The organism is Flavobacterium sp., assembly GCF_035292545.1.
Lineage (GTDB): Bacteria > Bacteroidota > Bacteroidia > Flavobacteriales > Flavobacteriaceae > Flavobacterium.
This window is the reverse complement of record NZ_DATDPV010000040.1, coordinates 80,769-105,480: the sequence shown is the minus strand read 5'-3', so window position 1 is coordinate 105,480 and position 24,712 is coordinate 80,769. Positions and strand designations below refer to the sequence as shown.

The 24,712-nt window shown below is 33.9% G+C and carries 23 protein-coding genes; 17 read left to right on the top strand and 6 right to left on the bottom strand.

The window, feature by feature from the left end:
- The first annotated feature begins 112 nt into the window (after window positions 1-112).
- The gene (locus VI621_RS07115; protein ID WP_073207301.1) at window positions 113-295 is read left to right on the top strand and encodes a CsbD family protein; all 183 of its coding nucleotides are present in this window, start codon (window positions 113-115) and stop codon (window positions 293-295) included.
- 107 nt (window positions 296-402) lie between these two features.
- Here the strand turns inward: VI621_RS07115 and VI621_RS07110 are convergent, their stop codons facing one another.
- The 6 genes from VI621_RS07110 to VI621_RS07085 all read right to left on the bottom strand — a co-directional run bounded on the left by VI621_RS07110 (window position 403) and on the right by VI621_RS07085 (window position 6,328).
- On the bottom strand, window positions 403-1,158 hold the full coding sequence (locus VI621_RS07110; RefSeq protein WP_324217683.1) for a LytTR family DNA-binding domain-containing protein: 756 nt from the start codon (window positions 1,156-1,158) through the stop codon (window positions 403-405).
- 61 nt (window positions 1,159-1,219) lie between these two features.
- Window positions 1,220-1,555, bottom strand: a complete 336-nt coding sequence (locus tag VI621_RS07105) for a 2TM domain-containing protein (RefSeq protein WP_324217682.1) — start codon at window positions 1,553-1,555, stop codon at window positions 1,220-1,222.
- Window positions 1,556-1,627: 72 nt separating this feature from the next.
- Window positions 1,628-1,933, bottom strand: a complete 306-nt coding sequence (locus tag VI621_RS07100; protein WP_324217681.1) for a 2TM domain-containing protein — start codon at window positions 1,931-1,933, stop codon at window positions 1,628-1,630.
- Between the two features lie 2 nt (window positions 1,934-1,935).
- The gene (locus VI621_RS07095; RefSeq protein WP_324217680.1) at window positions 1,936-3,264 is read right to left on the bottom strand and encodes a 2TM domain-containing protein; all 1,329 of its coding nucleotides are present in this window, start codon (window positions 3,262-3,264) and stop codon (window positions 1,936-1,938) included.
- A gap of 75 nt (window positions 3,265-3,339) precedes the next feature.
- Window positions 3,340-3,963, bottom strand: coding sequence for a hypothetical protein (locus VI621_RS07090; RefSeq protein WP_324217679.1), 624 nt, complete (start codon window positions 3,961-3,963; stop codon window positions 3,340-3,342).
- A 208-nt stretch (window positions 3,964-4,171) separates the two neighbouring features.
- Window positions 4,172-6,328 carry a TonB-dependent receptor gene (locus VI621_RS07085; protein ID WP_324217678.1) on the bottom strand — a complete coding sequence of 719 codons (2,157 nt, stop codon included), beginning with the start codon at window positions 6,326-6,328 and terminating at the stop codon, window positions 4,172-4,174.
- Window positions 6,329-6,485: 157 nt separating this feature from the next.
- Between VI621_RS07085 and VI621_RS07080 the strand changes: the two genes are divergently transcribed.
- From VI621_RS07080 to VI621_RS07005, 16 genes are all read left to right on the top strand, one after another.
- Window positions 6,486-6,944, top strand: a complete 459-nt coding sequence (locus VI621_RS07080) for a YciI family protein (protein ID WP_324217677.1) — start codon at window positions 6,486-6,488, stop codon at window positions 6,942-6,944.
- 3 nt (window positions 6,945-6,947) lie between these two features.
- Window positions 6,948-7,298, top strand: coding sequence for an MmcQ/YjbR family DNA-binding protein (locus VI621_RS07075; RefSeq protein ID WP_324217676.1), 351 nt, complete (start codon window positions 6,948-6,950; stop codon window positions 7,296-7,298).
- Between the two features lie 189 nt (window positions 7,299-7,487).
- Window positions 7,488-7,883 (top strand): hypothetical protein, encoded by a 396-nt coding sequence (locus VI621_RS07070; RefSeq protein ID WP_324217675.1) that lies wholly within the window; start codon window positions 7,488-7,490, stop codon window positions 7,881-7,883.
- 68 nt (window positions 7,884-7,951) lie between these two features.
- Entirely contained in the window at window positions 7,952-8,212 is a 261-nt protein-coding gene (locus VI621_RS07065; RefSeq protein WP_324217674.1) for a hypothetical protein, read from the top strand.
- A 1-nt stretch (window position 8,213) separates the two neighbouring features.
- A complete protein-coding gene (locus tag VI621_RS07060; protein ID WP_324217673.1) occupies window positions 8,214-8,603 on the top strand; it encodes a VOC family protein in 390 nt (129 codons plus the stop codon).
- 127 nt (window positions 8,604-8,730) lie between these two features.
- A complete protein-coding gene (locus VI621_RS07055; RefSeq protein WP_324217672.1) occupies window positions 8,731-10,011 on the top strand; it encodes a chloride channel protein in 1,281 nt (426 codons plus the stop codon).
- Between the two features lie 6 nt (window positions 10,012-10,017).
- Window positions 10,018-10,614: an HPP family protein gene (locus tag VI621_RS07050; RefSeq protein ID WP_324217671.1), complete on the top strand. Its 597-nt coding sequence runs from the start codon at window positions 10,018-10,020 to the stop codon at window positions 10,612-10,614.
- A gap of 132 nt (window positions 10,615-10,746) precedes the next feature.
- Window positions 10,747-11,286 carry an IS1096 element passenger TnpR family protein gene (locus tag VI621_RS07045; protein WP_324217747.1) on the top strand — a complete coding sequence of 180 codons (540 nt, stop codon included), beginning with the start codon at window positions 10,747-10,749 and terminating at the stop codon, window positions 11,284-11,286.
- 141 nt (window positions 11,287-11,427) lie between these two features.
- Window positions 11,428-12,486: a nucleoid-associated protein gene (locus tag VI621_RS07040; RefSeq protein WP_324217670.1), complete on the top strand. Its 1,059-nt coding sequence runs from the start codon at window positions 11,428-11,430 to the stop codon at window positions 12,484-12,486.
- Between the two features lie 303 nt (window positions 12,487-12,789).
- Window positions 12,790-13,029 (top strand): hypothetical protein, encoded by a 240-nt coding sequence (locus VI621_RS07035; protein WP_324217669.1) that lies wholly within the window; start codon window positions 12,790-12,792, stop codon window positions 13,027-13,029.
- A 199-nt stretch (window positions 13,030-13,228) separates the two neighbouring features.
- Complete coding sequence (locus tag VI621_RS07030) at window positions 13,229-15,058, top strand: PAS domain S-box protein (RefSeq protein WP_324217668.1); 1,830 nt, start codon at window positions 13,229-13,231, stop codon at window positions 15,056-15,058.
- Entirely contained in the window at window positions 15,048-15,449 is a 402-nt protein-coding gene (locus VI621_RS07025) for a response regulator (protein WP_324217667.1), read from the top strand. Before VI621_RS07030 ends, VI621_RS07025 begins: the two co-directional genes overlap by 11 nt.
- Window positions 15,450-15,515: 66 nt before the next feature.
- Window positions 15,516-16,412: an ABC transporter ATP-binding protein gene (locus VI621_RS07020; RefSeq protein ID WP_324217666.1), complete on the top strand. Its 897-nt coding sequence runs from the start codon at window positions 15,516-15,518 to the stop codon at window positions 16,410-16,412.
- Window positions 16,413-16,433: 21 nt separating this feature from the next.
- Window positions 16,434-17,273, top strand: a complete 840-nt coding sequence (locus tag VI621_RS07015; protein WP_324217665.1) for an ABC transporter permease — start codon at window positions 16,434-16,436, stop codon at window positions 17,271-17,273.
- Window positions 17,274-17,289: 16 nt separating this feature from the next.
- Window positions 17,290-19,599, top strand: coding sequence for a choice-of-anchor L domain-containing protein (locus tag VI621_RS07010; RefSeq protein ID WP_324217664.1), 2,310 nt, complete (start codon window positions 17,290-17,292; stop codon window positions 19,597-19,599).
- A gap of 29 nt (window positions 19,600-19,628) precedes the next feature.
- On the top strand, window positions 19,629-24,680 hold the full coding sequence (locus VI621_RS07005; protein ID WP_324217663.1) for a T9SS type B sorting domain-containing protein: 5,052 nt from the start codon (window positions 19,629-19,631) through the stop codon (window positions 24,678-24,680).
- The last annotated feature ends 32 nt before the right edge of the window (window positions 24,681-24,712 follow it).

Here is a 24,712-nt window from a genome sequence, read left to right as displayed (position 1 = left end):
TTAGCTACAACCAAAGAATTATATAACAATCCACACTAATTATACAACAATTTTACAGTTTTAAATTCTCAACTTTGATAAACAATAAGTAACAATTTAAAACTATAACATTATGCCAAATTCAACAGAGATTAAAGGAAATTATAATGAGTTAAAAGGTAAACTTAAACAAAAGTTTGCAGAATTAACTGATGACGATGTGTTATTTGAAGAAGGAAAAGAAGATGAAACGTGGGGAAAATTGCAACAAAAATTAGGCAAAACGGAAAAAGAAATTAAATCATTATTTGAATAGTTTCAATTCCACCAGATTACTCAAACTGTTTTAAAGTCAACTATCAAAATTTCCTTTTTAGGAGGTTTACGATACCACTTTGAAACAGTTTTTTTTTGTGCAATTTATTACCCTATCCAGGTTTTAAATTCGGATACTTTTTCTCTGCTTACAATCACCTCATCATCTTTATAAGAAGGCAAAATAACCTTCAAACGAGAGTTGCTGTACAGCACAATTTCCTTAATTGCTTTTAACGGAATGATGAATTTTCGGCTTACCCGATAGAAATCTGCCGGGTCTAATTCTTGTTCCAAAACTTCCAAAGTCGATTCGATTAAATAATTTCTGTTGTCAAAAGTATGGATATACGTTCCTTTATTTTCACTAAAAAAACATTCTATTTCATCGGTAGAAATGACTTTTAAATGTTGCCCGATTTTTACCGTAAATCGTTTTTTGTAATTTTTTTCAAATGGATTGGAAAGCATTTTTTTGATTTGGTCAAAATCCAATTGCAGCGTTTCTTGTTTTGGTAATCTAGCTTTAAATTTAGAAACTGCCACTTCCAAATCGTCTTCATCAATCGGTTTCAAAAGATAATCAATGCTATTCAATTTGAAAGCGCGTAAAGCATATTCATCATAAGCCGTTGTGAAAATTATAGCGGATTTTATGGCTGTTTTTTCAAATATTTCAAAAGACAATCCATCAGATAATTGAATGTCCAGAAAAATCAAATCGGGATGCTCATTTTTAGAAAACCATTCGATTGACTCTTCTACAGAATGAAGCATCACTCCTACTTCGATATTTAGTTTTTGAAGCTTTCGGTGCAATAATCTTGCAGCTGGTTTTTCGTCTTCGATGATGATTGTGGTCATGGATAGTTGATTCGTTGATTGATTACTCGATTATTTGAAGAATTAATTTTGTCATTTATAATCACTCCCATTTACTATCCTTATCTTCCTCCATGAACTCTTTGATTTTCCGTTCTTCCCAACGGCTTCCAAAAAAGAAAATATGTCCAAAAACACTCAATCCATGTACTAAAAGCCCTATTCCCCAGAAAAATGCGGTGAAGAAATTCTCTATTTTAAAATAACTTTCTCCTGGCTCCAAATCATTGATATTTACAAAAACAATAAAAATATTAACACATAAATAGACAATTAAATGGGTATAAAACCCTTTTAGTCTTTTTACTTTTCTTTCTGCTGCTACATATTTATCTTCGGGTTGATGTTCCTCAAAATCCGATTTATATCTTCTGCTCATTTTGTTGGTTATTAAGTGATACTAATTAAAATGACAAACGTAAAATTTTTATTTTAAATTCGATTTTTCGGATTACTTCCAAGAATCTTTTCGTTCGTTTTCCTTATCCATAAACTCTTTCATTTTGCGTTCTTCCCAATCTTTCCCTAGGAACGGCATATAATTATAAACTCTCATTCCGTGAAAGACTACTCCAATTCCCCATCCTAACATAGGCCAGAAAAACCACAAATGTTCCGGCGATGTCACTAAATTTATAACCAGAAGTCCAATATTTACAACAATATATGCTGTTAAGTTTCCGTAGAATCCTTTGATTGCTTCTACTCTTTTTTTCGCTTTATTATAGCGTTCTTCTTCTTGATAATTGCGTTCCATAATTATTTCCAATTTTGTTTTCGATCTTCCTTTTCCATGAATTCCTTAATTTTTCTTTCTTCCCAATTGGAACCGTAACCAAAAACCCCAAATCCGTGAATGATTAATCCAATTCCCCAACCTGTCATCGGGAACCAGAACCATTGAAAAGAAGAAGTACGATAATTTATAAAAATTAATACCGGAATGACACAACAGTAAGAGAGTAAACTTCCGTAAAATCCTTTGAGAGCTTCCACTCTCTTTTTTGCTTTATAATAGGCTGTATCGTCATTGATTTTAATAGTTTCCATAATTACAACTTGTTTGGTTAATAATGGCAAATAAACCGTGAATACCTCTTGATTTTGTTCAATTCTTACTTTTCTATCAGTAAGAATGGCATAGCGGTTAATAATATTTTGAAGCCCTACGCCTTGACGGTCTTGTAATACTTCTTTCTTTTGATAATCGTTTTCAATAACCAGATAATCTCCTTTTTCAAAAATCCGAATGTACAATGGTCTTTTTTCGCTAACCACATTGTGTTTTACTGTGTTCTCCAATAAAAGTTGTAACGACAGCGGTACTACTTTGGCTTCCGGATTTGAAATCACCGTTGGCAATTCATAAAACAAACTGTTTTCAAAACGCATTTTCAGCAAATTCATATAGGTTTTAGCGAAAGTCAATTCTTCTTCAACCGAAACCAATTCTTTGTCTTTTTGTTCCAAAACATATCTGTAAATTTTAGACAATGAAGTCGTAAATCGTTGTGCATTTTCAGGATTTTCCTCAATCAAAGAACTCAAAACATTCAAACTATTAAAAAGAAAATGAGGATCAATCTGATTTTTTAAACTCTCGAATTTTGCTGAAGCCGTTCCCGCAATAATCTTTTGTTCTTTTACTTTTTTGTCCTGCATTTCTTTGTAAAAATGCAAAGCGTGAAATCCTAATAAAATGATGAAAGTAAAAATGGATGATTCTACATATTCAGAAGGTGTTTCATTGGCTAAAAAATCCGTTAATGTGTTTTTCTCAACGATTACTTTCATAAAAATGCGCAACAAAAAAATCACAAATAAAGAGACAAAAAAGGAACTGATAAATCCAACAATTATCCGCTTAGGAGAGTAAATATTACGCTTGAAAATTTTGTCCAAAAATTTAAACAATACGGCGTTTACAAGATACAGAACAACACTATAGAGCATGCAATACAGAAAGTAAACATATAACTGTTGATTAAAAACTTCGGCTCCAACAGAAACAAATCGGATTAAAAAGGAAATCAAAAAAATAATCCCTCCAATAAATAAAGCTTTTAGCAAATGTGGTTTTATAGCCATTATTCCTTTTTTTCAACAGTTAAAATGATACATTTCGTTTCTCTAAATACACTATTAGAAAACAATCAAACGGTTTTATTTACAGTTTTTCAATGTTTCCTGTGCTCTATCTAATCCCCATTTTGGAGAAAAAGGAGTTTCTGGTTTAAAAGTAGCAAAAAGTCCGATTGCTTTTTCAACTTGGGCACACATTGGCTTCGTATCCGTTCCAAAGTATTTTGCTCCGCCAATTTCAAACTCTGCTTTACAAAAAACCACTCTTGGGTTTTCCGGAGCTAACATTTGTGCTTTTGTGTACAATTCCATTACTTTTCCGGACAATTTCATTCCGTTTGTCATTGGGTCAAATGCAATCCAGGCCGTATGAATCATCGCTTGCATAACTAATAACTCAGCATTAGCCGGTGTTTTAGCCATTTCAATATCCAATGCTGATTGTGCTTTTGTCAATAATGCATTTACCGTTTCTTTGTCTGTAGTGCTAAAAGCCGTTGTTGTGTTTACTAAAGCCACGTAATAATTCGGCAACCAACTGTTTTTTTCTGCCGAAGCAATTCTTTCGAACATCGCAGATGCTTCTGTCGTTTTTCCTTCTCCCCAAAGTTTAAAACCATTGCCCATTCCTTGTTGGAATTGTCCTGATTGGGCTTGTACAAAGCCTGAAACTAAAATTGCTAAAACTAAAATTGCTTTTTTCATGATTATTATTTTTAAAGGTTATTATTTTTTGATGAGACAAATTTATGTTGATTCTAAGCGTTTAAAAATTTATGTTGACTGAATTGTTGATATTGATGGATGAATTGTTTTTTTAAGGGTTCAAAGGCTCAAAGATACAAAGTGACAAAGGTTCTAAACCTAATACAAATCAACTCCTATTCCTTTGAGTCTATGAACCTTTGAACCTCTATAGATTATCAAGTTGATTACTCTTTTTATCATTACTGATGGTCCAAAAGAAGCCTACAAAAAAGAAACGATCGGCTGTTGGCGTTATGGCTTTTCGATTGTAAATTCCATTGGCATCCGGGTTGTTTGCATATTCATATCCAAAAACGTTTTGCGTTCCCAAAACATTAGAAACTGAGAAATACAAAATCTTTTGCTGAGATAATAAATACGCCCAGTTGAAACTTAAACTGTTATACGTTTTCGTTTTTCCGTTCATAAATTGGGTTTCATTTGGATTGTTGTAAGGCCTCCCGGAACTGAAACTGTTGGTGAAACCAATCTGTGATTTCCAATTTTCTATCCAATATTTGGTGACTATGGACAAATTATGATCGGCTACAAAATTAGGCGTAACCGCAGTTGGAAAATTTCTGTAATCTCTTTCGGTGTCTATGTAGGAGTACGAAACCCAATATTCCATTTTTTTGAACGATTTCCCATCTCTCCAAAACAAATCCAATCCTTTGGCATAACCTGAACCATTATTATTAAAAACCGAGTTGTATGCTACCATCTCTGTATCGAATTTTACCAGATTAGTGTAGTCTTTATAATAGGTCTCCGCCCGGAACGTTTTACCGTTTTTATTGTACTGAAAATTCAATATATAATGAGAGGCATTTTCACTTTCAAACGCATTGGAATATTTCAGAAACTCCTGTTTTGGTGCTTGGGCAAAATCTCCATAAGCTAAAGAAAACTGGCTGTTCTTTGCTACTTTATAGGCCATTGAAATTCTTGGAGAAATATTCGTTTCATTTAATAAATCATTATTAGAAGCCCTTATTCCTACTTTGGCCGCGAATTTTTTAGAGAAGAAAATATCGGCTTCCGTATAAATTGCCCCAATATTCGAATCATACCCGCTTTTAAAATTAGAACCTGAATTTTGATTGAAATTTTCATCGAATTTGGTAATAAAATAATCGGCTCCAAAAGACAGCTTTATTCTATCTGAAAAACTCTTTCTCAATTTTAATTTCAGATGGGAAGCATTTTCTGCATTTTTCACATCATCCAAATCAATTCCAATTTTATTTTGACCATATCCATAACTTAAACCCGTTATAATCTGCCAGTTTGAACCAAAATTTCCTTTATAAGAAGTATTGAAATAAAAATTATTGTTATTCAGGTTAACTCTTGTTTTCTGTTCCGGTTCGTTTATATTTTCCTGATTGATATCAAAACGGGAAGCATCAAAAGCAGCATAAACTTTCAACAAACCATTTTCAAAATTATATCTGTAAACCGTTTCTCCCGACAAGGATTGAAACGCCTTATTCCAATCAACATTTTGTGGAATTACCACCTGATAAGGTGCTAAATCAATATAAGCCGTATTGACACTCAAGGAACTTTTTTTCCATTTTTGTGTATTTCCCAGACCTAATCCTACGGTCATTAATGAGATATCGGTTTTGTTCTGATCGGGTTCATCTTGGGTATTCAATAATAAAACACTCGATAAAGCTTCACCATATTCCGCAGAATAACCACCCGTTGAAAACGAAATGCCACTAAACAAAAACGGAGAAAACCGACCACGCGTGGGTAAATTATTGGTACTTGCTCCATAAGGTTGCGCTACTCGAATACCATCTACAAAAGTTTGGGTTTCATCGGCTTCGCCACCACGAACAAACAGTCTGCCGCTTTCACCAACCGTTTGGGTTCCTGGCAAAGTCTGCAAAGCGGCCACAATATCACCGGCAGAACCAGCTGTGGTCACAATATCTAGTGGTTTCAAAACCGAAACTCTGGCTTTATCTCCTGAATCCAGACTTCCTGCAGTAATCACAACGGCATCAAGTGCATTGACATTGTCTCTTAATTTAATCATTTTGTTTTGGAAATTTGCCACATCAATAACCGTTTTAGTGGTTTCGGAAAGCAAAAAAGTTACTACAAGCGTTTGATTTCCTTTGGTTGTGGTTGTGAAACTAAAGTTCCCTTTTTCGTCGCTTGATGCTCCGTCATAAGTTCCTTCTATAAATAGATTGGCTCCGGAAATAGCTAATCCTTTTTCGTCAACTACTTTACCGGAAAGTGTGGTTTGCGAAAAAAGTGTCATTGAAAATAAAAAAATGGCAAATGTAAATAGCGTTTTCATCGTGTTTAGTTTGATAAGGCAAATATCTTACAGAAAATAAAAGTATGAAAATAGTTCTGACTGAATTGTAGAATTCTTGGGATGAACTGTTTTTAGTTAGTTCGAATATTAAATTGCATCCTTATTTTTGTATTTTTGATTTAAAACCCACTAAATAATGAAAAATATACTCTTCACATTGCTCACATTAGTATGCTGTAATGCCTTTTTTGCACAAGAAACAACTGCTGTTTACGATGAAAAACTAGCCAAATCATTGAACGCAGATGAATATGGAATGAAAAAATATGTTTTTTGCATTTTAAAAACAGGAAATAATACAACTGCGACAAAAGAGGAAAAGAATAAATTGTTTGAAGGCCATATGGCTAATATAAATAAGCTCGCGCAAGAAGGGAAACTTATCGTTGCCGGACCTTTTATGAAAAATGACAAGAATTACCGTGGGATATTTATTTTTAATGTCAGTACAATCGAAGAGGCTCAGGCTTTGGTGGCAACCGATCCCGCCGTTAAAGCCAATATTTTTGAAGTAGATTTAACGCTTTGGTACAGCAGCGCCGCATTACAGGAAATTTCAAAATTACACGACAAGATTGCCAAAACTAAAATTTAATTCATGAACATAGAAGCATTACAACAGCTTTGCAAATCACTTCCAGCGGTTACTGAAGATATAAAATGGGGCAATGATTTGTGTTTTTGCATTGGCGGAAAAATGTTTTGTGTGGTTGGCCTGAATCAATCGCCAACTTCGGCTTCATTTAAAGTTTTGGATGAAGAATTTGAAGAAATAATCCATCGAGAAGGCTTTAAACCTGCTCCTTATGTAGCACGTTACAAATGGGTTTTGGCAGAAGACATAAACGTTTTATCAAATTCAGAATGGCAGCATTATGTTGCACAATCGTATGCTTTAATTAAAGACAAATTGCCAGCAAAAGTGAAAAAAGAATTAAATTCTCTGTAATAATGTAATTTCAAAATTATGAAAACACCATCTAATTATCTTCCGGTAATACCCTATGATATTACTCCATAATATGGTTATACTACTGATTTTTAAGATCAATTTGAAAACCAATGGTGGATTGTTGCAGGCAAAAAAGAATAAAAATGCGTATATTTGTTAGACCAATAAAACTAAATAAAAAAAATCATGAAACACATTAAAGCATTTCTAATCATCGCATTTGTTTTTGCGGTAAATACGGTTTCAGCACAATCGGTTACCGAAAAATGGCCCGCTATAGAAGCGTTTCACGAAGTACTGTCGCAAACTTTTCATCCCGCTGAAGAAGGAAATCTTGCTCCTATAAAAGCACGTTCGGAAGAAATGATGTTAAAAGCTGCCGCATTATTAAAATCAGATATTCCGGAAGAGTTTAGAACAAATCAAATTCTGGCATCTGCAGAAAAATTACAACTTAAAAGTAAAAAATTACACCAATTGGTTACTTCAAAAGCTTCCGACGACGATATTGTAAAATCACTCACCAATATACACGACACATACCACGAAATTGTTGGACTTTGCACCGCAGAAAAAAAATAACAACTAAGCCTAATCAAAAGATTAGGCTTAACTTTTTTCAAGTATTTTACGTTTTTAAAAAACCAATTATGCCACATCTTTTAGCCAAACTTAGAAATGTTTCTTTAGAAATAATCAAAGAATTTCTTGAGAACGATAAAGCTTTCCATGCCGAAAATAATATGTTTTTAGAACATCTCTGGCAAAATGCTGATGACAAAAATGAAGCTCAGTTTCTATTTAGAATTAGTGATATTGATGAAACCAAAGCCTTGATTCATAAACTTCATTCGGATGCTTTAGCGCAGGATCCCAAAGCCAATCTTCCTGAAATGACCTATTTAGAATAATATGCTTTCCATAAATAAAGTACATCACATCGCTATTATTTGCTCCGATTTTCAAAAATCGAAAGCTTTTTATACAGAAATTTTAGGATTAACCATTATTCGGGAAATTTACCGTGAGGAAAGACAATCTTACAAACTCGATTTGGCGTTAAATGGCATTTATACCATTGAACTTTTCTCTTTTCCAAATCCACCTCAACGCACTTCTAGACCAGAAGCTGCAGGATTGCGCCATTTGGCTTTTGAAGTGGATGATTTAGACCAAACCGTTCATTTTTTATCTTCAAAAAATATTGTGTCAGAATCCATCAGAATAGATGAAACAACCAATAAACGGTTCACTTTTATTGCCGACCCGGACAATCTTCCCATTGAATTTTATGAAAAATAAAAGCTTTTTACCTCTTGTATTTGCATAATTCTTAAAGAAATCATAAAACATCATCATTATCTCTATTCATTAGCACACTTATAATTTTCTTTTTCTAAGTTTGCAATACGCTTAAATAAATTTTCAGATGAATAAAACAACACTAATTAAAAAAAATTATCAATTAATTAAATTCAGAAAATTAGTTATTGTTTCTATCCTGATTGGTTTTCTTTCTGCTTTTTTAGGAGTTATTTTAAAAAAGACAACCGAACATTACGAGGAAATATTTTTTAATCAGGCTACTATAAATCCACTATTCTATTTTGTTTTTCCAGTTTTTGGATTGTCTATCATTTATTTTCTTAGAGAATATCTTTTTAAGAAAAAAGAAAATAAAGGCATCAAAGAAATCTTTGAGAGCACCAATTCTAAATCCAAGAACTTACCAAGTTATAAAATTCCATCGCATTTCATCAACGGCTTATTGACAGTCATTTTTGGTGGCTCCACGGGAATTGAAGTTTCTACAGTTGTCGCTTCTGCAACTATAGGTTCCGTCGCTCAGCGAAAAGAAAATGTCTTTAGACAATACAAAACCGAATTGATTTGTGCAGGCGTTGCGGCGGGAATTACCGCTTTATTCAGCAGTCCGATCGCGGGAATTCTTTTTGCATTGGAAGTCATTTCGAGAAAAGTAACCCGAGTCTTTTTAATCAGTAATTTGATTGCTGTTTCAATTGCTTACGGACTAGTTTTTTTATTGGATGAAAAACCTTTGTTTGCTGTAAACATTTCGACTTGGCATCTGAAAGCCATTCCTTATTTTATCCTTTTAGCCATTTTGGCCGGAATAAATTCGGTTTATTTAACGCGTTGTGTCTTGTTTTTTAAATCTCAATTTTCAAAAATTAAAGTTCCTTATTACAAAGTTGTTTTGGGCTCTGTAATTTTAAGCATATCCTTATATGTTTTTCCACAACTTTATGGTGACGGTTATCACGGCATCAAAGAAATTTTTCTTCATACAAATGAAACACAACTTACATTGTCATTAGCATTAACATTCATCGGAATCTTAATTTTAAAACCAATCGTAACTTCAGTAACACTTGCTTCTGGAGGAGATGGAGGCGTATTTGCACCGAGTCTTTTTATTGGTGCCTTTTTGGGATTACTCGTCGCTTCCGTTATAAACACTTATTTTAATGCCAATGTAATTCCAATAAATTTTATGATTATGGGAATGGCAGCTGTTTTGAGTGCCAGCATTCATGCGCCTTTTACTGCAATTTTCCTGGTTTGCGGATTAACGAATGACTATACTTTGTTTTTCCCAATTTTAGCTGTTAGTCTGATTTCAAAATACACGGCGAAAATGATTTATCCTTTCACGGTTTATACTTTTTCTCCAAGTTTAGCAAAATAACGATTTATGCCAGTTAAAAACTTAAAACGGAATTACCGCAAGACTAAATACATTCTTTATAAAGAGACTTTGGTCGATTATAAAGAACATTTCTGGGCATTTTTAGGGTCGTTTATCGGTATTGCAATTATTGCTTATTTGCAGTCTCAAACCTTGCCACATTCCGATGTAGTTTATTTAATTGGCTCTTTCGGTGCCTCAAGCGTATTGGTTTATGGCATTATTCAAAGTCCATTTGCACAACCGCGAAACCTTATTGGCGGTCATCTGGTTTCTGCCATTATAGGCGTTACGGTTCAGCAATTGGCACCTGACATTCTTTGGATAACCGCACCGCTTGCTGTTTCGCTGTCTATTGTTTTGATGCAGGTAACTAAAACTTTACATCCGCCAGGTGGCGCCACTGCTTTGATAGCGGTATCTGGTTCGGTGGAAATTAAAAATCTCGGATATTGGTATGTAGTGACCCCTGTTTTGACTGGTGCATTCATTTTATTGATTGTAGCGCTGATTTTTAATAATATGACTTCAAAAAGACAATATCCAAATCATGGAAAATACCACCAATTCAGAAAAAGAATAGTTAGTTCATTTAAAAAATAATGGTATTTACTTACGACTGATTTTCAAATTTTATAAATGCATACGCAAAAATCTTATCAACAAATACAGAATCTGAAATCTGAAATCTAAAATTAAATTTTACCTTTGACCTTTCAAATAACAGGAAAGATTATGGTTTATAAATTTAGAGTAATTCTAGACGCGGAAGAGGATGTTTTTAGAGACATTGCAATACATGAAGACGATACTTTAGAAGATTTACACAACGCTATCTTCAATTCATTTGGGTTCGACGGAATGGAAGTAGCTTCATTCTACACTTGCGATGAGACTTGGAATCAGGAAGATGAAATCTCTCTTTTTGATACTGGTGATGTTCCTGGCGAGCAAAAAATCATGAGTGATTACAAATTATCTGACATTTTAGACAAACAGAATACTAAAATCATTTATGTTTACGACTTCATAAACATGTGGACTTTTCTTGTAGAATTAGCTGCTGTTGAAGATCTGGTTTTTGGAAATACGTATCCCGAAACAATATTTTCACATGGAGAAATGCCGGATGAAGCTATGGAGAAAAGCTTTGAAGCTGATATGCATGATGATATTTATGGAGAATTCGAAGATGATCTTGATGAAGATGACCTTGATATGTTTGAGGGAGACGATAGTTTTGAAGACTTTGGGTTTGAGGAAAATTGGAATTAGTTTTTCAGGGACAAAGTTTCTGAGCAACAAAGGTTCAAAGGTTTTTGCTTTGGAATTAAAAAAATAATTTAAGAATCAAGAACTAAGATTAAAGACTGTATATAAGCTCTTTAATCTTGGTTCTTTCATCTAAAAATAAAAATGATCAACCTATATAATACTCACATTGAAACACTTTCCATCCACCGAGTTGGAAACAAAAGCAGGAACGAAGCGATTTTTTTATCGGAGCAGCCATTCAATCTAAATGATGAAATCGCGCCTTTGATGAAAGAATATTTTTTTAAACCTTTTAGAGAAAAAGAAGAAAATTATTTTCAATTTGCACACGAAGTAGATTTGGATTACAATGACATGTATAAATTTGCCACTCAAATTTTTGAGAATCCAAGTAGTTTACATGATGTTTCAAAACAAATCACCAACCATCTTTTTGAACAATCCAATCATCCGCATATTAAAAACGGGGAAGTTTATATCACTTATTTAACCAATGTGAATATCGATAACAATGTCGTGGATGCCATTGGGGTTTTCAAAAGTGAGTTACAATCTGATTTCTTACAGTTTGAAGAAAAAGGAACTGACCTGGATATGATTTTGCAACATGGAATTAACTTAAACAAACTCGACAAAGGCTGTTTGATTTTCAATTACAAAAAAGAAGAAGGTTATAAAATCTTAACCGTTGACAGTAATCGTTATGATGCCCGTTATTGGCTGGAACAGTTTCTTTCGGTTGATGCCTTTGAAGATGAAAATTTCATTACCAAAAAATATTTGAAATTCTGTCAAAGTTTCGCGAAAGATGTTGTGTTTCCTGCCGAAGACAAGAAAGAAGAAGTTATGTTCATGAACCGTTCGGTGAATTATTTTGCTAAAAACGACCAGTTCGAAGAAACCAATTTCCTGAATGAAGTATTGGATAATCCTGATCTGATTCCTGAATTTAAAAACTACAAAATAGACAAAGGCGAGAAATACAGCATCGAAGATGTGACTACATTTCCTATCGCCAATGCGGCCGTTTCGGATGCCCGAAAATCAATCAAAAACGTGATTAATCTCGATACTCATATTCAAATAAAAATGGATTTCATTAATCCGGAAAGTGCCGAAAAATATGTGGAAAAAGGTTGGGACGAAGAAAAACAGATGTATTATTATTTGGTTTATTTTAATAAAGAAGAAAAAAGTTAATTCAATATTTAAATAAAATTTGAATTTAAAATGCTAAAAACCTTTCTCATACTTATAATGAGAAAGGTTTTTTTTGCTTAAAAAAATTTTAAGCAGAATTAAAATTTGAATTTAATAAATTAATAAAAATTCGACTTTAGCTACAAAATTCAAAAAATAATTAAAAATCAGGTATTTAGATAAAAATTCATATTTGTAGGTATTTATATATCATTATACAAAAAAGATGTATTTAATCGATTTTATTTGGCGCTTCGTCGATTATTTATTACGTTTATGGAACACAACTTAAATTACCTGATTATGAATATAATCGCAATCAAAGAAAAATTTCTAACTAAAAAGATTTTGTGTTCCTTTTTTGGACATAAATTTATAATAACCCGAAATGTAACAGGCCATTTTAAAGAATTCGAATGCACGAATTGTCATTTAGAATTAACGAATGATGAAAAAGGAAAAAAAACATTTCTTACTCCGGAACTTAGGGAGGTTAATGAAACCTTAATCCATTTTTATCAAAAAAGACACCCTATAGTTTAATCATTTCTCGGTGTGAAAAAAACATTTTCACTGAAAACTTAAATTTCAATCTTAAAAAAAACAACACACTCATTTAGTGTAAGTTGTGAAGTTTTATTTTGTAATAAATTTTACAAAATACCTTTTTATTTGTTATAAAAAAAATGAATCTTAAATAATAGCTCAAATTTTGGAATCCCATAATCATCTTTTACCTATCATGACCAATAAGCTTAAACTCTATTTCAAAGCCGCACAATCCGCTAAAATTGGGATTTGGGAAATTAATTTGGAAACTAATCTCATTTATTGGGATTCTGTTACAAGATGTATTCATGAAGTTTCCGAAGAATTTATTCCAACTACTAAAAATACAATTGATTTTTACAGCATAGATAAAAATAGAGATGAAATCGAATTACTAATCGAAAGGGCCATTGTTGAAGGAACTCCTTTTAACAAAACATTTCAAATCACGACTGCTAAAAACAACATCAAATATGTAGAAGGTATTTGTCAGATTGAATTCCTAAATAAAAAACCCATCAGATTACTTGGCACTTTTCAAGACATAACAAAAGAGCAGAATCTCATTAATGAGCTTCAACAAAGTGTTGAAAAATTCTCTTCCATTTTTTCGAGTGCCAACGATGCCATTTTTATTATTGACATTTCAAATGGCATCATTACCAATTGTAATCCAAGAGCTTCAGAGCTTACAGAATATGATAATTCTGAATTAGTAGGTATTCATAATTCCGAATTATTTCCTGTTAAATACAGAAAAGAAGTTAGGGTATTTCTCAAGAGTCACTTGACAAAAGACAATTATATTGTTAATGAAACTTATATAAAAACCAAATCTGGCCTTACAATTCCTGTTGAAGTTGCCTCCGGTAAAAAATTTAAAGTTGGAGATCAGACGTTTTCGGTTTGCTTTTTCAGAGACATTTCCGAACGAAGAAATGTCGAAGAAAACATGAATATGCTGTCTCTTGCTGCTTCAGAAACTACCGATACCATTGTGATCGCAAATCCAAAAGGCAAAGCAGTCTGGGCTAACAATGCCTATTTGAAACTGACCGGTTTCAACCTGCAAGAAATATTAGGGGAAAAAGCCGGATATTTATCAAAAGGTCCTGAAACTGATAAGCGAACAACTGATAAAATTAGAAAAGCCATTCAGGATAAACAAAGTATAAAAGTTACTATCCTGAATTACAACAAACAAAAAGAAAAATATTGGTTTGAGTTGAATATCACTCCCATTTTTGACAATAATAACAATTGTATCAATTTTGTTGGTGTGGGACGCGATGTTACTGCCCGGAAGGAAAAAGAATTCGAACTCAGAGGACTCCTGGAAGTAACGAGCCATCAAAATAATAAATTGTTTAACTTTGCTCATATTGTTTCCCACAACATTCGTTCGCACGCCAGCAATTTATCTATGGTAGTCGATGTAATTGAAAACACGGAAAATACCGCCGAAAAATTATCCTACTTTGAATTGTTTAAAGAAGGAACGGAGAAGCTTTCGGAAACCATTGAATATCTGAACGAAATTATCACTATTCAGAAAAATACGAATATTGAGAAAAAAGAAATTCGTTTGAAAGACGAAATCGAAAAAACAAAATACGCCTTGAGTTTGTCTATCAAAGAAAGTCAGATCTCAATAATTGATACTATACCGGAAGATTTAACGGTATGCGTTATTCCGGCTTATTTGGACAGTATTTTGCTAAATTTGTTTACAAATGCTATAAAATACAGACACCCGGAACGCAAAGCCATTTTAAAAATTGGCTATGAAATCGATGAATCATACACCATCATAACCTTTAAGGACAATGGTTTAGGAATAGATTTAGAAAAAAATGGACACAAAATTTTTGGTATGTATAAAACCTTTCATGGCAATGATGATGCAAGGGGCATTGGCTTATTTATTACCAAAAACCAACTTGAGGCTATGGATGGAAAAATTGAAGTCGAAAGTAAAGTGGGTATGGGTTCAATTTTTAAAATATATTTAAATGAAAAATAAATTAACTTATATTATTGATGACGATAAATTATCAGTGAAATTAATGAGCCTACTGATTGCTAAAAATGAGTTTTGCGAGGAAATCCATCCTTTTTTTAATCCTCAAGTTGCTTTAGATGAATTGATAAAAAATCATGCAGAAAACAAAAGACTCCCTGACGCCATACTCCTAGATTTGAATATGCCGGTCATGGACGGTTGGCAATTTCTGGATGAGTTTATTCTTTTGCCTATAAAAAAAGAAATTTCAATTTTTATTGTCACTTCATCAATTGATCCTGCGGATATAGAGATGGCAAAAAAATATGATGTGGTAAAAAGCTACATTATGAAACCTATTACCAATGAAAAATTGAATGCCCTATGCATGTTAATTGATGAAATAAACTAATTTTAATTTTACAGTAACAAATTCTTATCTTGTTCGTCCTAATATACAACCTAAAAAACGAACAATTTGGAAACTATACTTTCTATTAAAAACCTCAACAAACGTTTTGGCTTATTACAAGCCGTAAAAAATGTTTCCCTCGAAATACACAAAGGCAATGTTTACGGAATTCTAGGTCCGAACGGAAGCGGAAAATCAACAACTTTAGGTATTGTTTTGAATGTCGTGAACAAAACTTCTGGTGAATACAGTTGGTTTGGCGGAACCATGGAAACCCACGAAGCATTGAAAAAAGTAGGTGCTATTATCGAAAGGCCAAACTTCTACCCTTATATGACCGCTCAGGAAAACTTGCAGTTGGTTTGTAAAATCAAAGGTATCGATTACTCCAAAGTTCAGGAAAAACTGGAAGTTGTTGGATTAATAGAACGAAAAGACAGCAAATTCAGCACTTTTTCTCTTGGAATGAAACAGCGTTTAGCTATTGCTTCTGCCCTATTGAATGATCCCGAAATTCTTATTCTTGATGAGCCTACCAATGGCTTAGACCCTCAGGGCATTCACCAAATCCGTGATATTATTAGATTGATTGCCTCTCAGGGAACTACAATTTTACTGGCTTCTCATTTATTAGATGAAGTCGAAAAAGTATGTTCGCATGTTTTGGTTTTAAGAAAAGGCGAAATTTTATATTCAGGAACTGTTGACGGTATGACGTCTAACGAAGGATTCTTCGAATTGCAATCTGATGACAATGCAACTTTGAAAACCGTTTTAAGTACACATCCCGCAATTGAAAAAGTAGTGGAAGAGGAAGGAAAAATATTGGTTTACCTGCATGCTCCATTGGAACCATGTGATTTAAATCGTTTTCTGTTTGAGAAAAATATCTGTTTGAATCATTTAGTAAAACGAAAAAACAGCCTGGAAGAACAATTCCTGGAACTAACCAATAATAAATAATCATCTATCAACACGCATCAAATGAAACGATTACTCTCTATAGAATTACAAAAAATCTGGAAAAATAAAGCTAGTAAAGTATTAACTATTAGCTACTTTGTATTACTTTCTTTTATTGCTTTAATTGCATCTATTGAATTTAATATCGGAAGTTTTAAATTACACATCGCCGAACAGGGTATTTTTAACTTCCCTTATATTTGGCATTTTAATACGTATATCGCAGCCGTTCTCAAATTCTTTTTGGCTATTGTTATTGTTTCGATGATGGCGAATGAATACAGTTACGGTACTTTGAAACAAAATCTTATTGATGGCATGAGCAAGCAGGAATTCATTTTGTCGAAGTTCCTGACCGTAGTTTTATTTGCTTTAGGCTCAACCGTTTTTGTATTTATAATGTCCTTGATTTTAGGCTTTAGTTTTTCTTCATATACCGAAATGGGTATTATTTTCTCTGATTTAGAGTATATTTTGGCTTATTTCGTAAAATTAGTTGGCTTTTTCTCCTTTTGTTTGTTCTTGGGAATTTTGGTAAAACGTTCAGCTTTTGCTATTGGGTTTTTATTTGTTTGGAATATTATTGAAGGAATTATCAAAGGTGTTTTAACTTTCAAAATCTTTCCGGATAGCAAAATAGCCTCAAATATTACGCAATTCATGCCGTTAGAATCAATGAGCAATTTAATCGTGGAACCTTTTACGAGATTATCCATTATCAAAAACATAGAAACAACCATTGGTGGAGCTGGAAATGTAAAAGACTATGGTGTTCACTTCACTTCCATCCTTATCGTTTTGGCCTGGACTGTTATATTTATGTTAATGTCTTACAAATTACTGGAAAAACGAGATTTATAGTATCTTTGCGGATGCTATGAAATTCATAAAAAAGATTCTTTTTATTATTCTTGCCTGTTGTTTCTCAGGAACAATTACAGCCCAATACATTCAGGTTAACGATACGTATACGGCACAACAATTGGTTGAAGATGTTCTGGTTAACAGTACTTGTGCTTCCATCAGCAATGTGAGTGTTACAGGTGGTGATTTTGGAAACGGACAACAGAGTTTTGGTTATTTTGATAACGGAACCAGTAGTTTTCCATTCCTAAACGGAGTTGTATTGAGTACCGGAAAAGCTTCTTCAAGCATTGGCCCAAATAGTTCAATATTAAGTGAAGGCTCAACAAGCTGGACAGGTGATAATGATTTAGAACAAGCTTTGAATATTTCAGGATCCATAAATGCTACCGTTCTTGAATTTGATTTCACACCGGTTACCAATAAGATTAGTTTTGACTATATTTTTTCTTCCGAACAATATTTAACAAACCCAAGCAGTAACCAATGTAATTACACCGATGGTTTTGCCTTTCTATTAAAAGAAGCGGGCAGCCAAAACCAATATCAAAATTTAGCCGTCGTTCCAGGAACCAGTACTCCGGTAAAAATAAATACAGTGCGCGGTCCAGGAACTGTTTGTCCAACTGCAAATGAGCAATATTTTGGCGGTTTTAATGGAACAAACCATCCGACAAATTATAATGGTCAGACCGTTGTTATGACTGCCGAAGCTGATGTTGTTTCAGGCACAACCTATCATATAAAATTAGTTATTGCGGATCAGGGAAATAATTTATACGATTCGGCTATATTCTTAGGAGGTGGGAGTTTTCAAAGTACAACAGATTTAGGTCCAGACAGACTCATTGCTACGAATAATCCTTATTGTGCCGGCGAAAACGTAGTTTTAAATGCCACACAACCAGGAATAAATAGTTATAAATGGTTTAAAGATGGGGTTGAAATTATAGGTGAAACCAATGCAACTTATGCTATTACCGATAATACAAATGCTTCAGAAGTAATTTATTCTGTCGAAATAATTATTGGAACAAGCACCTGTACTTCTTATGGAGAAGTGAAAGTCGAGTTTGCAGCCCTGCCAAATCCAAGCAACCAAACGTTAGTGCAATGTGATGATAATGATGATGGCGTAACCATTTTTAATTTAGCGAAAGTTGATGCATTAATCATTGCTAGTGATTCCAGTGTGTTAAGTTCCGTTTATTATGAAAATCAGTCCGATACCAATCCGATTGTAAACCCAAATGCTTATCAGACTACAGCACCAAGAACGATTTATGCACTTGTATCAAATACTCATGGTTGTAATAGTTTTGTTGAGATAAATCTTCAAATTTCAAACAACACGATTGCCAATCAAAGTCCAATTTCAAAATGTGATGACATTGATAATCAAGATGGGTTTTCAATTTTTGATTTAAACCAAGAGGCAACTCCACAAATTTTAGCTGGTTTGCCATCAGGATTAATTGTCGAATTTTATTTATCTGAAAACGATGCAGTCCTGCAAAACAATCCGTTGCCAAATACTTTCAGTAACACCGTTGCAAATCAACAAACGATTTATGCCCGAATTGTAAATGGACCTGACTGCTACGGAATTACGCCAATAAAGCTTATTGTAAATACTTTTGAACCAAATAATTTTGAAGATCAAACGGTTTATTTATGCGATGGAACACCAAAAACACTAGCCGTTTCCAGTAATTTTTCAAGTTATTCATGGAGTAACGGTGATACTGATTTTAGTACAGAAGTTACGACAGCCGGAAATTATACGATTACGGTAACCAATGCCAATGGCTGTTTTGCCATCAAAAAATTCAATGTGATAAATTCCGGTATTGCAACTGTAACCTCAATCGATATTGTTGATTTTTCGGGAAACCAGAACTCAGTTTTAATCAACTATTCCGGTAGTGGCGTTTATGAATTTTCGCTTGACGGAACTTCTTTTCAAGACAGCCCTTTATTTGATAATGTTTCAGTTGGTGTGTATTGGGTTTATATTAGAGATACATATGGTTGTGGAACTACACTTCCTATCCGCATTTCCGTTTTGGATTACCCAAGATATTTCACTCCGAACGGAGATGGATTTCATGATACCTGGTCTATCCCTTTTTTAAATTTTCAACCTAATAGTACGGTTACAATTTTTGACCGTTACGGGAAATTAATTTATAATTTTCAAGGAAATGATTCTGGTTGGAATGGAAAATTAAATGCTCAGGATTTGCCTTCCACCGATTATTGGTTTGTAGTATCTCTCGAAAACGGAAGAATTATCAAGGGAAATTTTAGCCTTATAAGATAAAGTGTTACTTTTAAGGACATTTTTGACCTATGAAAAAAACAATACAAATCTTACTGTTTTTATTTTCAATCACCGCATTTTCTCAGTTTAGCAAAACGCACTATATACCGCCATTATCAAATTCTGACAGTCAGGCTCCGCAAGGACAATTTATGTATATTTCCTGTCCAAGTCTGACGCCGGTAAATTTCAAAATTTTTGAATTGGGTGGCTCAATAATAATAGGAACCGTTTCAAGAGACAATCCATATATCCTGAACATTGGTGCGGGTTTCAATACACAACTTCTCGTTAGTAGAATCAATGTTAGTTCTGTCAGAAATGATAAGGGTTACATTGTCGAAGCCGAAGATTTGGTTTATGTTACTGTTCGACTTATCGCTACCCCACAAAATTATCAAGCCGGAGGATTAGTTTCTAAAGGATTGGCCGCATTAGGAACTCAGTTTAGAATTGGCGCATTTGTTAATACTGGTGTAGCAAATACAAGTAATAATCATTACACTTTTGCTTCGATTTTAGCTACAGAGAACAACACAACGGTTTCTTTTAATGATATAAAAATTGGTGTTTCTTTAATTAATAACACAGGTGCTGGAAATACACCGGGCAGTATCACCTTAAACAGAGGCGAAAGTTATGTGTTTGCCGTCGAAGGTCCAAATAATGCTAACAGGGACGGACTAATTGGTGCGTCTATAACTGCTACAAAACCAATCGCGGTGAATTGCGGTTCTTTTGCAGGAAGTAACGGCACCACCAGTAATTTAGATTTGGGTTTTGACCAAATTGTTTCCGCGGAAAGAACAGGAACAGATTATATTTTTATAAAAGGAAATGGCCCTAATGCTACGGAACGTCCTTTGATTGTTGCAAATGAAAACAATACCGATGTTTTTGTAAATGGGAATACAACTCCTTTTATAACACTTAATGCAGGTGAATATGTTGCTTTTGACGGTTCACAATTTTCTTCAGTTGGCAATCTTTATGTTAGCGCTTCAAAAAATGTTTTTGCCTATCAGGGAATTGGAGGAACGAATGACCAAGCCAATCAAAACATGCATTTTGTACCGCCATTGAGCTGCGAAACACCAAAAATAATCAATAATATTCCTTTTATCAACGAGGTAGGAAGCAACTCTAGTTTTACCGGAACGGTTTGCATTGTAACTGAAACTGGCGCCGATTTAAACTTCATTATCAATGGCATTTCATATCCATTGGCATCTTTGCCTTCCAATATAACGGTAAATGGGCCTTTAAATGTTTTAGGAAATTCCGGTTTTGTAACCTATACTTTTCAGGGATTGACTGGAAACATATCCGTTTTTTCGACAAAACAAGTTTACTTATCTTATTTTGGTTCCAGCGGTGCGGCGACTTATGGCGGATTCTATTCGGGTTTTACTTTTAAACCGGAAGTTACTTTCCAACCATTGGATATTACACAAATCAACTGTATTCCTAACATAGAATTAAATGTGAATACGCTATCAGCATTTGACACTTTTCAATGGTATTTTAATGATTTACCAATCACAGGAGCAACATCCGGTAATTATACACCTACTCAACCTGGTTATTATTTTGTATCCGCTGCCATAACAGTTTGTGGAACTATTCTAAATTCAGATAAAATTCCAGTCAGTGATTGCCCAACAAATTCGGATAATGATTTAGCAAATGACAATATCGATTTAGATTTGGACAATGATGGTTTACCCAATTGTCTGGAATCGTATGGGAATTCAAATATAGATATCTCTAATGCTTCAGCCGGAAACATCACTGTCGGAAATTATTCAAATTCTTTTACAGGTACAATTACTACTGATGGTACCGGAACACCATTGGGAACTTTTAACGGAATTGCAAATGGAACTTTTATTACAGAAGTTCCCATTGGAAAAGGAAATTCAGTTACCTATCAAATGAATTTTGCACAGCCAATTTCTGTAGCGTTAGAATATGTAACTACGGCTAATGCCAGTGATTTAATTAATTCTGATGCTGATTTTATTGTAAAATCACCTATAAATAAAACCATAACCGTACTTAATCCAAGCAATCAATTATTGATTGACACTAATTATGACGGGATTTATGAAAGCGGTATCACTGAATATTCTTCATTTGAAATCCGCTTTAGGGTCAACAGCAGCATTCCTTTGGCAGCAGGAACGGGGACATTTAGTTTTCGATCTCATCTTACAACTTCATTTAGTTTCACTCAAAAAAACTTGTCGGATGCCAGCATAAATAAGGCAACCTTTTCCATTTTTGCCTCTTGTGTTCCTAAAGACAACGATTCAGATGGCGTTCCTGATCAATTGGATTTGGATTCTGAAAATGATGGGATTTTGGATAATACCGAATTTACGAGTCAAAATTATATTCCGATTTCAAATATTGATGTCAATCAAAATGGATTGGATGATGCTTATGAAGTGACAATAATTGCTTCGGATGCAGATTTAGACGGAGTTGCCGATTATTATGATTTAGACTCAGATAATGACGGGATTTATGATTTAGCTGAATCAGGAAGCAATGCTATTGATGCAAATTATGATGGAATTATTGATGGAAACCAAGTTTCTTTTGGAATCAACGGCCTTTCAAACAGTTTGGAAACTACAACAGACAATGGCATTTTGAACTACACTATTAGTAATACTGACAGTGACGGACTAGCTAATTATGTTGATTTGGATAGTGATAATGATAGCTGTTCGGATGTTATTGAAGCTGGCTTTACCGATGGAAATAATGACTCGCATCTAGGAAATATTCCAGCAACAGTAAACGCTAGTGGTATGGTGACTAATGGAACCAATGGTTATACCCCACCAAATAATAACTATATAACTGCCGCGCCAATTTCAATTACAACGCAACCAACGGATCAAACCCAATGTGAACTTCAAAATGCAACATTTACCATAAGTTCAACTCTGGTAGATGGATATCAATGGCAAGTTTCTACCGATGGAATAACTTGGACAAACCTTAGTGACAACGCAACCTATTCCGGAACAACAACAATTTCTTTGCAAATTACCAGTGTTTCTCCAGTTATGAATGGCTATAAATACCGCTTGATTTTGAGTAAAAATGGTAATTCCTGCGGATTGACTTCAGACTTTGCGACCTTGAATACTTTTGCATTGCCGGCAATAACTTCACCGGTAACCTTAGTTCAATGTGATGATGACAGTGATGGTATTTCAAACATTAATTTAACAGCAAAAAACAGTTTTATTTCAGCAAATTATCTGAATGAAACATTTACCTATTATACTACTTCAACTGGGGCAAATACAGCAGATTCATCTGTTTTGATTGCAACTCCAACGGTTTATTCAAGTGCAAACGGGGTAGTTTGGGTTAGAATTGAAAATGCAAATAATTGTTTTACAGTTGCGCAATTGAATTTGGTTGTTTCTGCAACACAAATAAATGCTTCATTCCATCGTTCATTTACAGTTTGTGATGATTATTTAGATGCAGGAAATGATGATACTGATGGTGTTTCCGAATTTAATTTCAGCAGCGTTACTGCGGATATTGAAAGTATTCTTCCACCACCAAGTTCTTTATATACCATTAAATATTATAAAAATGAACCAGATGCTTCTGCGGAAATTAATGAAATAACCAATATTTCAAATTATCGAAATGTAACTTTAAACCAGCAGGATATTTGGGTTCGTGTTGATAGCAATATTGATAATGCCTGTTTTGGTCTTGGTGCTTATGTTACTTTAACCGTTGAAGCATTACCAGTGGCGCATCTTATTGCTGATTTTAAAATGTGTGATGATAATAACGATGGTACCTTTACTTTTAACACATCAACATTGCAATCCAATTTATTGCAAGGGCAAACCAATGTCACGGCTACTTATTTAGATCAAAATAACCTGCCTTTACCGAGCCCATTTCCTAACACATTTACAACTGCATCACAAACTATACAAGCGAGAGTCACTAACAATAATACAAATACTGTTAATGGAATTCCTTGTTATGATGAAGTAATGATTAATTTTATTGTAGATGCTAGCCCCGTTGCAGATCCAGAAGTATTTATTACCGCTTGTGATGATAATAATCCAAGTGATACTGATGGTTTGAATAGTTTTGATACCACTTTAATTGAAAGTAATATTCTAAACGGACAGATAGGAATGGTTGTGAAATATTTTGATTCGAATGGAAATCCATTAACGAGTCCGTTACCAAATCCATTTATTACAGCTACACAAAATGTAACGGTAACAATAGAAAACCCTTTAAATACCATTTGTGTGGCAACATCAACATTGCATTTTGTTGCAAATCCCCTACCAAATATAGCATTAGAACATAATGAACTGGTTTGCACCAATCTTCCTGACATTTTTGTAACATTAACTGCTGGTATTCAGGACGGAACTCCAGAAAGTAATTACGCTTACATTTGGACTAAAGACGGAATCGTTATCCCTGGCGTAACAACATCTTCATTAGATGTAAACACGGAAGGTGTTTATACGGTAGAAGTAATAACCGCATTTGGATGCAGCAGAATTAGAACAATAACGGTTGTTGCCTCTGACATTGCTCATTTTAGCGTGGCCACAATTGTAGATTTGTCAGATGTAAATACGGTTACCGTAAATGTAACTGGGCAGGGCGATTATGTATACAGTATGGATTATACCAATGTTTTTCAAGACTCAAATGTCTTCACTAATGTAGCAGCCGGTATTCATGAAGTATTCGTAAAAGACTTAAATGATTGCGGAATGGTGAGTCAAATTATTTCCGTAATTGGTGCTCCTCCTTATTTTACTCCAAACGGAGATGGATTTAATGACACTTGGAATATAAAAGGCGTGAGCACAGAATTTAATTATAATTCGACAATTTATATTTTTGACAGATATGGGAAACTCTTAAAACAAATTGGGACCACTGGAAACGGTTGGGACGGAACCTTAAATGACCAACCCATGCCTTCCGCCGATTATTGGTATGCAGTATATCTCGAAGATGGAAGAATTGCCAAAGGACATTTTGCATTGAAGCGGTAAAACACTACTTTTGTGAATATATTCCTATGAAG

What these genes read in the sequence shown, in the direction of transcription:
- VI621_RS07005 (WP_324217663.1), top strand. Translation starts at nt 19,629, where the DNA reads ATGAAAAAAACAATACAAATCTTACTGTTTTTATTTTCAATCACCGCA.
- VI621_RS07025 (WP_324217667.1), top strand. Translation starts at nt 15,048, where the DNA reads ATGAAAAATAAATTAACTTATATTATTGATGACGATAAATTATCAGTG.
- VI621_RS07040 (WP_324217670.1), top strand. Translation starts at nt 11,428, where the DNA reads ATGATCAACCTATATAATACTCACATTGAAACACTTTCCATCCACCGA.
- VI621_RS07035 (WP_324217669.1), top strand. Translation starts at nt 12,790, where the DNA reads ATGAATATAATCGCAATCAAAGAAAAATTTCTAACTAAAAAGATTTTG.
- VI621_RS07010 (WP_324217664.1), top strand. Translation starts at nt 17,290, where the DNA reads ATGAAATTCATAAAAAAGATTCTTTTTATTATTCTTGCCTGTTGTTTC.
- VI621_RS07015 (WP_324217665.1), top strand. Translation starts at nt 16,434, where the DNA reads ATGAAACGATTACTCTCTATAGAATTACAAAAAATCTGGAAAAATAAA.
- VI621_RS07070 (WP_324217675.1), top strand. Translation starts at nt 7,488, where the DNA reads ATGAAACACATTAAAGCATTTCTAATCATCGCATTTGTTTTTGCGGTA.
- VI621_RS07075 (WP_324217676.1), top strand. Translation starts at nt 6,948, where the DNA reads ATGAACATAGAAGCATTACAACAGCTTTGCAAATCACTTCCAGCGGTT.
- VI621_RS07095 (WP_324217680.1), bottom strand. Translation starts at nt 3,264, where the DNA reads ATGGCTATAAAACCACATTTGCTAAAAGCTTTATTTATTGGAGGGATT.
- VI621_RS07060 (WP_324217673.1), top strand. Translation starts at nt 8,214, where the DNA reads ATGCTTTCCATAAATAAAGTACATCACATCGCTATTATTTGCTCCGAT.
- VI621_RS07030 (WP_324217668.1), top strand. Translation starts at nt 13,229, where the DNA reads ATGACCAATAAGCTTAAACTCTATTTCAAAGCCGCACAATCCGCTAAA.
- VI621_RS07115 (WP_073207301.1), top strand. Translation starts at nt 113, where the DNA reads ATGCCAAATTCAACAGAGATTAAAGGAAATTATAATGAGTTAAAAGGT.
- VI621_RS07090 (WP_324217679.1), bottom strand. Translation starts at nt 3,963, where the DNA reads ATGAAAAAAGCAATTTTAGTTTTAGCAATTTTAGTTTCAGGCTTTGTA.
- VI621_RS07055 (WP_324217672.1), top strand. Translation starts at nt 8,731, where the DNA reads ATGAATAAAACAACACTAATTAAAAAAAATTATCAATTAATTAAATTC.
- VI621_RS07050 (WP_324217671.1), top strand. Translation starts at nt 10,018, where the DNA reads ATGCCAGTTAAAAACTTAAAACGGAATTACCGCAAGACTAAATACATT.
- VI621_RS07065 (WP_324217674.1), top strand. Translation starts at nt 7,952, where the DNA reads ATGCCACATCTTTTAGCCAAACTTAGAAATGTTTCTTTAGAAATAATC.
- VI621_RS07100 (WP_324217681.1), bottom strand. Translation starts at nt 1,933, where the DNA reads ATGGAACGCAATTATCAAGAAGAAGAACGCTATAATAAAGCGAAAAAA.
- VI621_RS07110 (WP_324217683.1), bottom strand. Translation starts at nt 1,158, where the DNA reads ATGACCACAATCATCATCGAAGACGAAAAACCAGCTGCAAGATTATTG.
- VI621_RS07080 (WP_324217677.1), top strand. Translation starts at nt 6,486, where the DNA reads ATGAAAAATATACTCTTCACATTGCTCACATTAGTATGCTGTAATGCC.
- VI621_RS07045 (WP_324217747.1), top strand. Translation starts at nt 10,747, where the DNA reads ATGGTTTATAAATTTAGAGTAATTCTAGACGCGGAAGAGGATGTTTTT.
- VI621_RS07085 (WP_324217678.1), bottom strand. Translation starts at nt 6,328, where the DNA reads ATGAAAACGCTATTTACATTTGCCATTTTTTTATTTTCAATGACACTT.
- VI621_RS07105 (WP_324217682.1), bottom strand. Translation starts at nt 1,555, where the DNA reads ATGAGCAGAAGATATAAATCGGATTTTGAGGAACATCAACCCGAAGAT.